Below are 11991 nucleotides of genomic sequence, written 5' to 3'. Positions count from 1 at the left end.
CAACCGCTACTTGGGCGCGTCCACGCCCGTCGCCTTCGCGATGTCGACGAGCATCGCGTCCGCTGCCTGGACGCCGATGCCGGACATCCAGGTCTCGTCCGGCACGGTGAAGACCCTGTTGTTCTTGACGGCGTTCAGGCCCTGCCAGACCGGGGTCTGCTGGACCTCGCTCTCCTTGGTCTTGGACGGGTCGTCGGCAGTGGTGACGAACACCAGGTCGGCGTCGGCCTGGTTGATCTGCTCCGCGCTGACCTCGATGACGTTCTTGTCCACGTCCTGCGAGGCCGGGCGCGCCAGGCCCACGTCCTTGAGCACCACACCGCTGTAGGAGGCCTTGGCGTACAGGCGGGTCGGGCCGGCGACGAAGCGGACCACCGAGGCGGTCGGCATCCTCCCGTCGTACTTCGCCCTGATCTCCTCGCCCAGCTTGTGCGCCCGCTCCTCGTAGTCGGCCAGGGCCTTCTTCGCCTCGTCCTCCTTGCCGAGCGCCTGGGCGTACAGAGCCAGGTTCTCCTTCCACGGAAAGCCTGTGGTCTCGGCGAGCACGGTCGGTGCTATCGCGTTCAGCTGGTCGTACACCTTGGCGTGCCGGACCGTGGAGGACAGGATCAGGTCGGGCTTGAGGGAGGCGATCAGCTCCAGGTTCGGCTCGTTCATCGGGCCGACGTCCTTGGTGTCCTTGATCTTGTCCTTGAGGTAGTTCGGGAACCCGCCCTCGGTCTTCATGTGCGGGGACACCGCGCCGACCGGCGTGATGCCGAGCAGCGTGACGTCGTCCAGCTCACCGCTGTCCAGCACCACGACGCGCTTGGGCTGCGACTTTATCTGGGCCGTCCCGGCGGCGTGCTTGACACTGCGCGGGAACCCGGCAGCGGTGCCGGCCGAGGCGGCTGAGGACGCCGAGCCACCGCCCGACGCGGTGGTGTCCCCGTTGCTGCCGCAGGCGGCGAGGAGCGTGGCGGAGAGCGTGACGGAGAGGAGGGCGACGGGGAGGCGGCGGTTCATCGGGGGTTCCTTGGATCGGGTCGAACGGGGGTACGGGGGGAAGAAGTTCACGCGGAAGCGCAAGTGGAAGCGGGGGCGGGAGAGGAGGAGGAAAGGACGCCCGAGGCGGCCCGGACGCGCGCCCGCGGCACGACCAGCGGCGTCCCGGTCTCCGGGTCGGGCACCACCCGGCACGGCACGCCGAACACGGACTCCACCAACTCGGCCGTCAGCACCTCGGCGGGCGGACCGGCCGCGGCGAGCCGGCCGCCCTTGAGCACCACCAGGTGGTCGGCGTACCGGGCGGCCTGCCCGAGGTCGTGCAGCACCATGACGACGGTGCGTCCCGCCTCGGCGTGCAGGTCGGCGACCAGGTCGAGTACGTCGAGCTGGTGCCGCAGGTCGAGGAAGGTGGTCGGTTCGTCGAGCAGCAGCAGGTCGGTCTCCTGGGCGAGCGCGAGCGCGATCCACACCCGCTGGCGCTGCCCGCCGGAGAGCCGGTCGACCTGCCGGTCGCGCAGTTCGGCGGTACCGGTGCGCGCCAGCGCCTCCTCGACCGCCGCCTGGTCGGCCTTGGACCACGGGCTGAGCATCCGCTGGTGCGGGTAGCGTCCGAGCCGCACCAGCGCCTCGACGGTGACCGCCTCGGGCGTGACCGGCTGCTGCGGCAGCAGGCCCATCCGCTTGGCGAGCGTCCGGGCGGGCATCCGGTGGATGTCGGCGCCGTCCAGGGTGACGGTGCCGGCGGCCGGGTCGAGCAGCCGGACGAGGCCGCGCAGCAGGGTCGACTTGCCGCAGGCGTTCGGTCCGACGATCGCCGTGACGGCGCCGCCGGGCAGTTCGAGGTCGAGCCCTTCGACGATGGTGCGGTCGCCGTACCGCAGCCCGAGGCCGTGGGCGGCGAGCCGGTTGACGTCGGTGGCGCTGGTCATCAGCTGCTCCTCTGGGGAAGCCGGCCCTGGCGGATCATCAGCACCAGGAGCCAGGGCGCGCCGAGGGTGGCGGTGACGGCACCGACCGGCAGGCCGTGGACGGGGATCACGTGGAGCACGAGGAGGTCGGCAGAGAGCAGCAGCACGGCGCCGGTGAGCGCGGTGAGGCCGAGCGTGCCGAGGGTGGGCGGACCGGCGAGCAGCCGGACCAGGTGGGGGACGGCGAGCGCGACGAAGGCGACCGGCCCGGTGAGGGCGGCGGCCAGTGAGGCGAGCGTGATGGTGAGGAGCAGCAGCCAGAGCCGGTCCCGGGCGGGGTCGAGGCCGAGGCCGCCGGCCGAGTCGTCGCCGAGGTCGAGGACGGCGACCCGCCGCTGGCAGAGCAGGAGGGCCGCGGCGGTCAGCGCGATGGCGGTGCCGCCGATCGACACCTCGGTCCAGTTGCGGCCGTACAGCGAGCCGGTGGTCCACTGCATCGCGGAGGAGGCCAGCTCGGCCGGGAACCGTACGATCATCAGGTTCACGGCGGCCGCCAGGCCCTGCTGGACCGCCAGGCCGACCAGCACCAGTCGGGTGACGGCCATCTTCGAGCGCCAGGCGAAGCCGCCGAGCAGCAGCGCGGCGAGCAGCCCGCCGCCGACCGCGGCCAGCGGGATCAGCTGCTGCGAGGCGCCGGTGGCGAGCATCAGCACCGCGCCGAAGGAGGCGCCGCCGGTGATGCCGATGGTGTCGGGGGCGGCCAGCGGGTTGCGGAAGAGCCGCTGCAGCATCGAACCGGCCATCGCCAGTCCGGCGCCCGCGATCAGCGCGGACACCACCCTCGGCGCCCGGAACTGCTGCACCACCAGGGCGTCGCCGGGCTCGCCCTGGCCGAACAGCGCGCGCAGCGCGTCCCAGGCGGAGATGCGGACCTGGCCGGTGCCGAGGGCGACGCCGGTCAGCAGCACCAGCAGTGCGACGGCGAGCAGCGACCAGGCGGCGGTCCTGACCCGGCGGCGGGTGATCGCGCCCATCGGTGCGGTCGGTGCGGTCGGTGTGGCCCGCCTCGTTCGGGTGGTCGGGGTGGTCGGCGCGGTCACTTGGCCACCTTCCGGGCCAGCACGGCGAGCAGCGGAGCACCGAGGAAGGCGGTCACGATGCCGACCTCGATCTCGGAGGGCTGCACCACGAGCCGGCCGAGCACATCGGCGGCGAGCAGCAGCAGCGGCCCGGTGATCAGACAGCCGGGGAGCAGCCAGCGGTGGTCGTTTCCGAGTAGCGGACGGACCAGGTGGGGCGCTGCCAGTCCGATGAACGCCACCGGTCCGGAGACGGCGACCGCGCCGCCCGCGAGCAGCACCACGGCCAGTCCGCCGACCACCCGGATCCGGGCCACCGGCACGCCCAGCGACTGGGCGGTCTCGTCGCCCAGGGCCAGCGCGTTGAGCGCCGGCGAGATCGCGAAGGCGGCCAGCAGGCCGAGCACCAGGAACGGCAGCACCGGAGTGAGGGTGTCCAGGTGCCGCCCGGCGATCGAGCCGGCCAGCCAGAACCGGGCCTCGTCCAGGGTGCGGTGACTGGCCAGCATCAGCGCGGATGTCCACGAGGTGAGCACCACGGTGAGCACGGTGCCGCCGAGGGCGAGCCGGACCGGGTCGAGGTCACCGCCGCGCCGGGACATCGCGTACGCGGCGACCGCGGCGACGGCCGCCCCGGCGAAGGCGAACCAGACGTACTCGGCCGGACGGGAGAGGTCCAGCGTGTAGATGGCGGCGACCACGGCGAGGCTCGCGCCGGCGTTGATGCCGAGGGTGATCGGCGAGGCCAGCGGGTTGCGGGTGACGCCCTGGGCGACCGCTCCGGCGACGCCGAGCGCGGCCCCGACGGCCAGTCCGATGAGCGTTCGCGGTACCCGAAGGCCCGTCACCACGTCGGCGTCGCCGCCGTGGGCGGCGCCGGTGAGGGCGTCGACGACGGTGGACAGCGGGATGGATCGGGAGCCCAGCGCAAGGCTCAGGGCGGCGCACAGCACGAGCACGCCCACGCCGGCGGCCAGCAGCAGGGGCCGCTGTACCGCCGAGGAACGAGGCGTGGCCGGGGCGGTGGTGGCCGGCGGATCGGTTCTCAGCACGAGTCGACATCTTAGGTTAGGTTTACCTAAGTTCGTCAAGGCCCGGTCCGGTCGGCGGGCGGGGTGGCCCCGTTCGCCCGGAAGGGTGGTTGGTGCACCCCCTGAGGCATTGTAAGGTGAGCCTCACCTTAATCGATCACTCGGAGTCGATCTCGGGAGCGCCGATGGTCCCCGGAATACCCCTGTCTGTCCTCCCCCGGAGGCGGTTCGTCGCCCTGGCTGGCGACTACGAGCGGCTGCGCGGGCTCTGCCCGGTGCTCCGGCTGCGCCTGCTCGACCCCGCCGAGCCCGATCCGTCGGCCGCCGACGGCTGGCACTCCGGGGTTCAACTCGCCACCGACATAGGGGCGCTGGCCGCCGCCCTGGCAGGCGAGGAGGCCCGGATCGCCGCGGAGCACGGCCGCGCGCCGCGCCCGCACGTCACCGCCTCCCGGCTGCTCCACCACTACGTCTGGTCCGTCTGCCTGCTCATCGCCGGCCCCTGGCACCTCAACCGGAGGGTCCCCGCTCTCGACCCCGCCGAGCTCTGGCTGCACGCCCCCACCGGCGACCTCGCGCTGCGCCCGCGCGGGCACGTCACCCGCCCCGGAGACGACGAACTGCGCGCCGAACTGCGGGCCGCCGTGGTCGCCCACCTCGAACCGGTGCTCGCCGCGTTCGCGGGGCCGACCCGTCGCCGCGACCGGGCGCTCTGGGGCATGGTGACCGACGACCTCGCCTCCGCCGTCTGGTACCTCGGCCGGATGCTCGACGCTCGGGGCACGTCGGTCGAGGTCGGGGAGTGCGCAGCCGGGGAACGCCCAACCGTCGAGGAGGACGCCGCCGTCACCGCCGCCGGGGCCCTGCTGCCCGGCGGCACCCTGCCGCTGCCCGGCGCCGCCGACTTCCGCCGGCTGCGCACCCCGGACGGCCGCGGCCACCACACCCGCACCCGGCTCGGCTGCTGCCTCTACTACGCAGTCAAGGCCGATGCCCCCGCATGCCTGACCTGCCCGCGCACCGGCGACGAGGAGCGGCTGCGGCGGTTCTGACGGGCGGTCCCGTCCTGACGAGCGGTCCCTTTCCTAGGCCCGTGCGCCTCCGCTGCTCCCACCGCTCCCGTCGCGGCGCAGCACCGCCACGCCCTGCTCCAGGTCCACCCCGAAGTGCGGTGGCGCGCCGGCCTGGGTGTCGTCCCGGCGGGTCGCCTGCTCCCGCCGCTGCTCCACCTGGATCTGCTTGCCCGGGCTGAACAGCGCGTGCAGCTCGTCCAGTCCACCGCCGCCGCCCACTCCGACGCCGGGCGTGCCGTCGCGGCGGCGCGGCGAGGACTCCGACCGGAGCTGCCAACTCGCCAGCAGCACCAGTCCGATCGCCGCCGCGACCACGCACCCGATACCCACGATCAACCCCATGTTCAGCCCAACGCCCCGCGGCCGCACACGCGTTCCCGGATCCTCGGGCCCACCGGCTAGGCTGCCCGCGGACCCTAAGGAGAGCTCTCACCCATGACCGTGCGCGGAACCATCGTGGACATCCCGACGGCGGACGGCACCGCCGATGCCTACCTCACCCACCCCGACGACGGCCGCCCCCACCCCGGCGTGCTGCTGTACCAGGACGCCTTCGGCCTCCGGCCCCACCTGAAGGCCATGGCCGACCGGATCGCCGAGGCCGGGTACGCCGTCCTCGTCCCCAACGCCTACTACCGCAAGGGGCGTGCACCGCTGGTCGAACTGCCCGAGCTGATCGACGTCGAGCAGTGCGACGAGATCTACGCCCAGCTCGGCCCGCTGCTCATCGGCGTCACCGCGCCGGAGGTGGCCGCCCGCGACGCGGACGCCTACCTGGCCTGGTTCGACGGCTCCCCGCTGGTCCAGGACGGCCCGATCGGCGTCACCGGTTACTGCCTCGGCGCCTTCCTCGTCCTGCGCACCGCCGTCAGCCATCCGGACCGGGTCGCCGCTGCCGCCTGTTTCCACGGTGGCCACCTCGCCACCGACCGCCCGGACAGCCCGCACCTGGACGCCCAACGGATCACCGCCGAGGTGTACTTCGGCCACGCCGACCAGGACGACTCGATGCCGCCGGAGCAGATCGCCCGGCTGGACGAGGCTCTGACCGCGGCCGGTGTGCGCCACAAGGCCGAGGTGTACGAGGGCGCCGGGCACGGCTTCACCCAGGCCGACACCACCCGCTACGACGCGGTCGGCGACGCTCGGCACTGGGCGGCGCTGTTCGACCTGCTGAAGCGGACCCTTTCCGCGTAATCCCGGCCGGAATCCGGCCTGTTGGTCCCCGATCCACCGGCCGTAGAGTGGGGCCGGGCCCGCCGGCGCGGCCGGGAGGCCGACTCCGGTCGCCCGGTCATCCGGGCGCCGGAACGGCAGGGTGTCCGGTCGCACCGCCCCAGCGGGCCCGTCGACACGGACACGGGGGAAGCGGGACATGGGGAACAAGGGGAACAGCCGAACCGGCCGCGCACTCGGCGGCGTTCGGGAGCTCATTGCCGAGGCGCTGGCCGAGCACACTCCCGGTGGCGTGCGGCCGGGTGAACTCCACCGCGACGGGCGGGCGTTGCGCTGGGTGGAGTCCGGTTCGGGCGACGGTCCGCCGATCGTCCTGGTCGCGGGCTGCGGCGATTCCTCGCTCAGCTGGGCTCCGCTGCTGCCCGAACTCGCCGGGCTGGGCCGGATCGTGGCGTACGACCGGGCGGGGCTCGGTGCCAGCGCACCGGCCCGTGCCCCTCGCCCGACGCTGGACACGCAGGTCGAGGACCTCGCCGTGCTGGTCCGGCACCTGGACGCCGGACCGGCCGTACTGGTCGGGCACAGCTGGGGCGGTCAGCTGGCCCAACTCCTCGCCCGGCAACGGCCGGAGCTGGTGGCCGGCCTGGTGCTGGTGGACCCGGCGCACGAGGAGTTCCGCCCACGCGCCATCGCCCTCGCCGAGGCCGTGCTGCTGCGGCTCTCGCTGCTCCGGACGGCGCTGGCACCCGCCGCACCCGTCCCCGGCGACGCCCTCGCCGGGGCCGAGGCGGCGGCCGTCGCCCGCCCGTACCAGCGGCGGGCGGTGCTCGCCGAGCACCGGCTGAGTGCTCTCGCCGTCCCGGCGCTGCGGCGGCGGCGCGCCGCCGCGCCGCTGCCCGAGGTGCCGGTCTCCGTGCTGAGCGCGACAGAGGGACTGCCCCGCGCCCTGCGCGCCCGGTTCACCGCCGCGCAGGCGCGGATAGCGGCCGGTGTCGCCGGGGCCGTCCACACCGTGGTGCCGGGCGCCGGACACTACATCCACGCCGACCGGCCGCACGTGGTCGCCGCGGCCGTCCGAGAGGTGTCCGCCCCCACCCGAATCGCCCGGAACGCCGGACATTGAGCCCCAACGACCTTTCGCACGGCACCTGCTGGACCTGCGGCACGCTCTGGCACACTGTGTGCCGACGACCCGGCGGGGAGGGTCACGACACCTGGGGGCGGGCGGGATGAGTAGCGCGGGCACTGTACTCGGTGGGCGGTACACGCTGGTCGAGAAGATCGGCGGCGGGGGGATGGGCGCGGTCTGGCGGGCCGATGACGAGGTGCTGGCGCGACCGGTCGCCGTCAAGATCCTGCGTGCGGACCTGTTCGAGGACGACACCTCCGTCCAGCGCTTCCGCCGCGAGGCCCAGCTGGTCGCCGCGATCGACCACCCCGGCATCGTGGACGTGCACGACTACGGCGAGAGCGGCGGAAGCGACGGTGGCGGGGACGGCGACGGCGACGAGCGTTGCGCGTACATCGTGATGGACCTGATCGAGGGCCGCCCGCTGGACCGGGTGCTCAAGGAGGACGGCCCGATGAGCGCCGAGCGCGCCCTCGGCCTGCTCGCCGACGCCCTGGACGCCCTGCACGCCGCCCACCGCAGGGGGATCGTGCACCGCGACATCAAGCCCTCCAACCTGATGGTGCGCGAGGACGGCGGGGTGGTCATCACCGACTTCGGCATCGCCCGGGCCGTCGCCAGCACCAAGCTCACCGCGCCGTACGCGATCATCGGCACCGCGGCCTACATGTCCCCCGAGCAGGCTTCGGGGGAGAGCACCGGCCCGGCCTCCGACCTCTACTCGATTGGCGTGGTCTGCTACGAGCTGCTGGCCGGGCAGGTCCCGTACCTGGGCGAGGGGCCGCTGCAGGTCGCGCTCAAGCACGTCAACCAGCCGGTGCCGGAACTGCCGCAGACCTTCCCGGCGGCGGTGCGGGCGCTGGTCGCCACCGCGCTGGCCAAGCGGCCCGAGGACCGCTTCGAGAGCGCCGCCGGGATGGCGGCGGCGGCCCGCGTGGCGATCGGCCTGCCGGGGGCGCCGAGGCGGGCGGCGGACAGCGGGACGATCGACCTGCGGCCGGGGGCGGGAGCGGCGGCCGTGGTCGCGGGGGCTCCGGGCGCGCCCGACCAGGTCGTGAAGATGGACCCGCAGGCGGACACCGAGCCGGGCGGACGCCGCTCGCGCCGCACCCTGCTGCTGCCGATCGTCGTCCCGGTCGTCATCTCGATGGGCACGGCGACCGCGCTGCTGATCGACCGCAGCCCCGGCGACTCCGGAGCGGCGCCGCCCGCCGCCCAGCCGACCGTGGTGGTGACCGTCCCGGCGACCGCGAGCGCCACCACCTCGGCCGCCACCACCGCGGCGTCGGCGAGCGCGCAGCCGACGGACACCCCGTCGGGCACCCCGGCCGCCGATCAGCCGTCCGGCGGCCAACTGCCCGTACCGGCACCGGCCCAGGGCGGGAACGGCGGGAACGGCGGGGCCCAGGGCCGTGGAGGCGGGGGCTCGAACGGCGCCTCCTCGGGAGGCTCGAACGTCGGCTCGTCGGGGGGCTCCTCGGGGGGCTCCTCGGGTGGACAGGCCAACCAGCCCGCGGGCGGGGGCGGCGCGGCGAACCAGCCGCCGGCCAGACCCGGCAACTCCACCTCCCAGGGCGGCACTTCCAGCGGTCCCTCCTCCGGTGCCAACACGCAGACCCCGGCCCGGCCGGCCTCCTGCGGCGGCGGCAACTGGAGCACCGTCGTCAGCGTCAAGGACAACCGCCCGATCGGGATGCGCAACGACAACCTGAACGGCGACAACCCGATCGTCCTCGGCGGCGCCGATCAGTACGGCTGGGTGCGCTCGACCGACCCCGGCAGCTGGATCGTGTTCAACGCCTGCAACAACGGCGGCCCGCAGCTCGTGCAGACCATGGACGGCAAGGTCGTCCTGAGCAACGGCTTCAGCTTCCTCACCAGGTGGACGGTCCGCAACGGCAGCACCGCGGGCTCCTACACGCTGGCCGACTACCAGAACCAGTCCTGCATGACCGACAACGGGCCGGGCAACGACATCACCATGGTCACGTGCACGCCCGGAAACCCGGCCCAGGAATGGCGGTTCCAGCAATGACCCGGCACGGCGGGGTGGTGCTCTACTGGCGTCCCTTGTGCAGCTACTGCATGAGGCTGCGCTTCGGCCTGCTCTTCACCCGGCTCCGCTACGGCCGGAGCTTCACCCGGGTGAACATCTGGAAGGACCCGGACGCCGCCGCCTTCGTCCGCTCGGTCGCCGACGGCAACGAGACCGTTCCGACGGTGACCGTGGCCGGTCGTCCGATGGTGAACCCGTCGCTGCGCCAACTGCTGCACGCCGCAAGGGAACACGGCGCGTAAGCGGCTGTTCACCCGGCAGGTGGCGCTATCAGACAGCCGCCCGCCGGACAAGGGTGGCCGGTGGCGGGACCTCGCCACCCGGGTGTCAAGGGTGTGTATGGAAAGTTCTACAGAGATGTAAAAGTCGGTCGGCCCGTGATCGATTCCGATCGTCGGGTCGGCGCCGTGCGCCCGATCCGTCGTCAGTGCAGGCGGTCGGCCCTGGTTCGAGCGGGAACCCCCTGCAAGGCGGGGTGAATTGCCCTGATTCGGCCGCCGCTTGAAGCCCTTTACCTACTGGCGGAACCTGGCCAAATACTGAGGCAGACCTGTCAATTCACCTGCTGGATTGTCATGCTTCTTGTCATCCCCCAGCGGTAGCCCCCACCCCCACCCCTCGGTGGCGAGCCGCTCGACCGCACGGGGTTCCAGCACGTCAGCGCCCGTTCCGCCCCACAGGTGCCGACCCCGGCCCCCGGGACGCGGTGCGACCGCGCCCACACGCGGTTTCCCGGAAGGACTCGTACGTGAAGCGAAAGCTCGCTGCTGTCGCCGTGCTCTCGGCCACGGCCATGCTGACCGGTGTGATCCAGGTCGCCACCACCGCCCAGGCCGCCCCCGCGGCCCCCTCGCTGCAGGCGCAGGCCGCCCAGCAGCACGAGGCCGTGCTCGCGGTGGCCAACGGCCAGTCCGTCCCGCTGGCCAAGGCCCTCGGCCTCGGCGGCCAGGAGAAGCTGGTGGCCAAGGACGCCGTCGTCGACAAGGACGGCACCCGGCACCTGCGCTTCGAGCGCACCTACGCCGGCCTGCCGGTCATCGGCGGCGACCTGGTCGTCCACCAGAAGGCCGACGGCGCGGTGAAGTCGGTCGACAAGGCGGTCTCCGCCCAGATCGCGCTGCCGAGCCTGACCCCGAAGATCCCGGCGGACAAGGCCGCCGACCAGGCCTCCGGCGCGGTCAAGGCCACGGTCGGTCAGACCATCGACTCCGACGAGTCCCCGCTGGTCGACGTCCACCAGACCGGCCAGGCCCAGCTGGTCGTCTGGGCCACCGACGGCAAGCCGCGGCTGGCCTACCGGACCACCGTCGAGGGCACCCGCGCCGACGGCACCCCGAGTGCGCAGATCCTCGTCACCGACGCCTCCAACGGCCAGGTCCTCTCGACCCACGAGAAGATCGAGACCGCCGCCGGCACCGGCAACGGCATCTTCGTCGGCCAGGTCCCGCTGAACACCAACGGCAACGGCTCGCAGTTCGAGCTCAAGGACACCAGTCGCGGCGGCCAGTCCACCACCGACATGAACAACGGTGAGTCCGGCAGCGGTTCGCTGTTCGCCAACCCCAGCAACAGCTTCGGTGACGGCACCAGCAACAACCGCGAATCCGCGGCCGTGGACGCCCAGTTCGGGGCCGCCACCACCTGGGACTTCTACAAGAACACCTTCGGTCGCAACGGCATCCGCAACGACGGCGTCGGTGCCCTCAGCCGGGTGCACTACGGCTCCAACTACGTCAACGCGTTCTGGAGCGACGACTGCTTCTGCATGTCGTACGGCGACGGCAGCAACAACAGCGCGCCGCTCACCGAGATCGACGTGGCCGGCCACGAGATGTCCCACGGCGTCACCGCGGCGACCGCCAACCTGAACTACTCGGGCGAGTCCGGCGGTCTCAACGAGGCCACCTCGGACATCATGGGCACGATGGTCGAGTGGTACGCCAACCTGCCCTCCAACCCGCCGAACTACTGGATCGGCGAGCTGATCAACCTGCGCGGCGACGGCAGCCCGCTGCGCTACATGGACCAGCCGAGCAAGGACGGCTCCTCGGCGGACTACTGGGACGCGAACGTCGGCAACCTGGACGTGCACTACTCGTCCGGCGTGGCGAACCACTTCTTCTACCTGCTGTCCGAGGGCAGCGGCGCGAAGACGATCAACGGGTTCAGCTACAACAGCCCGACGGCCGACGGCTCCTCGCTCGCCGGCATCGGCCGGGACAAGGCCGCGCAGATCTGGTACCGCGCGCTGACGGCGTACTTCACCTCGACGACCGACTACGCGGGCGCCCGTGCGGCCACCCTCAGCGCGGCGTCGGACCTCTACGGCGCGGACAGTGCCGAGTACAACGCGGTCGCGGCGACCTGGACCGCGGTCAACGTCAACTGACCCGGTCCTGAACCGGGGCGGCCCTGAGCCGGGCAGGCCCGCCCGGGGCGCGCCCGAGCGGGGCCGGGCCGGACTGTGGGTGCCGAACGGCCGGGCCCGGCGGCGGGGGTGACGGTGTGCGGACCGCCGTCGCCCCCGCCGTCCTCGGCCAGGTCAGGCCGGG

11 protein-coding genes are annotated in these 11991 nt (G+C 73.1%); 6 read left to right on the top strand and 5 right to left on the bottom strand.

Annotated features, from left to right (window positions below; all coding sequences use genetic code 11):
• Window positions 1-6 precede the first annotated feature (6 nt).
• The 4 genes from ACFV1W_RS05140 to ACFV1W_RS05125 all read right to left on the bottom strand — a co-directional run bounded on the left by ACFV1W_RS05140 (window position 7) and on the right by ACFV1W_RS05125 (window position 3957).
• A complete protein-coding gene (locus tag ACFV1W_RS05140; RefSeq protein ID WP_380413242.1) occupies window positions 7-1005 on the bottom strand; it encodes an ABC transporter substrate-binding protein in 999 nt (332 codons plus the stop codon).
• 47 nt (window positions 1006-1052) lie between these two features.
• Window positions 1053-1916 (bottom strand): ABC transporter ATP-binding protein, encoded by an 864-nt coding sequence (locus tag ACFV1W_RS05135; RefSeq protein ID WP_380413240.1) that lies wholly within the window; start codon window positions 1914-1916, stop codon window positions 1053-1055.
• The gene (locus ACFV1W_RS05130; RefSeq protein WP_380413437.1) at window positions 1916-2929 is read right to left on the bottom strand and encodes a FecCD family ABC transporter permease; all 1014 of its coding nucleotides are present in this window, start codon (window positions 2927-2929) and stop codon (window positions 1916-1918) included. Before ACFV1W_RS05130 ends, ACFV1W_RS05135 begins: the two co-directional genes overlap by 1 nt.
• Before the next feature lie 62 nt (window positions 2930-2991).
• Entirely contained in the window at window positions 2992-3957 is a 966-nt protein-coding gene (locus tag ACFV1W_RS05125) for a FecCD family ABC transporter permease (RefSeq protein ID WP_380413435.1), read from the bottom strand.
• Between the two features lie 233 nt (window positions 3958-4190).
• On the opposite strand from ACFV1W_RS05125, the gene ACFV1W_RS05120 reads away from it, so the two are divergent.
• Window positions 4191-5057: a (2Fe-2S)-binding protein gene (locus ACFV1W_RS05120; RefSeq protein WP_380413238.1), complete on the top strand. Its 867-nt coding sequence runs from the start codon at window positions 4191-4193 to the stop codon at window positions 5055-5057.
• 33 nt (window positions 5058-5090) lie between these two features.
• Here ACFV1W_RS05120 and ACFV1W_RS05115 read toward each other — a convergent pair whose 3' ends face one another.
• Window positions 5091-5408, bottom strand: coding sequence for a DUF6191 domain-containing protein (locus tag ACFV1W_RS05115; RefSeq protein ID WP_380413237.1), 318 nt, complete (start codon window positions 5406-5408; stop codon window positions 5091-5093).
• Between the two features lie 105 nt (window positions 5409-5513).
• On the opposite strand from ACFV1W_RS05115, the gene ACFV1W_RS05110 reads away from it, so the two are divergent.
• From ACFV1W_RS05110 to ACFV1W_RS05090, 5 genes are all read left to right on the top strand, one after another.
• Window positions 5514-6275, top strand: coding sequence for a dienelactone hydrolase family protein (locus ACFV1W_RS05110; protein ID WP_380413236.1), 762 nt, complete (start codon window positions 5514-5516; stop codon window positions 6273-6275).
• A gap of 178 nt (window positions 6276-6453) precedes the next feature.
• The gene (locus ACFV1W_RS05105) at window positions 6454-7377 is read left to right on the top strand and encodes an alpha/beta fold hydrolase (protein ID WP_380413234.1); all 924 of its coding nucleotides are present in this window, start codon (window positions 6454-6456) and stop codon (window positions 7375-7377) included.
• 106 nt (window positions 7378-7483) lie between these two features.
• Window positions 7484-9418, top strand: coding sequence for a protein kinase (locus ACFV1W_RS05100; RefSeq protein WP_380413232.1), 1935 nt, complete (start codon window positions 7484-7486; stop codon window positions 9416-9418).
• Window positions 9415-9681: a glutaredoxin domain-containing protein gene (locus tag ACFV1W_RS05095; protein WP_380413231.1), complete on the top strand. Its 267-nt coding sequence runs from the start codon at window positions 9415-9417 to the stop codon at window positions 9679-9681. The genes ACFV1W_RS05100 and ACFV1W_RS05095 overlap by 4 nt, the downstream gene beginning before the upstream one ends.
• Before the next feature lie 551 nt (window positions 9682-10232).
• A complete protein-coding gene (locus tag ACFV1W_RS05090; protein WP_380413434.1) occupies window positions 10233-11828 on the top strand; it encodes a M4 family metallopeptidase in 1596 nt (531 codons plus the stop codon).
• Window positions 11829-11991 lie beyond the last annotated feature (163 nt).

The organism is Kitasatospora sp. NPDC059648 (assembly GCF_042734825.1).
GTDB lineage: Bacteria > Actinomycetota > Actinomycetes > Streptomycetales > Streptomycetaceae > Kitasatospora.
The sequence above is the reverse complement of the archived record's forward strand: the minus strand, read 5'-3'. Positions and strand labels throughout refer to the sequence as shown.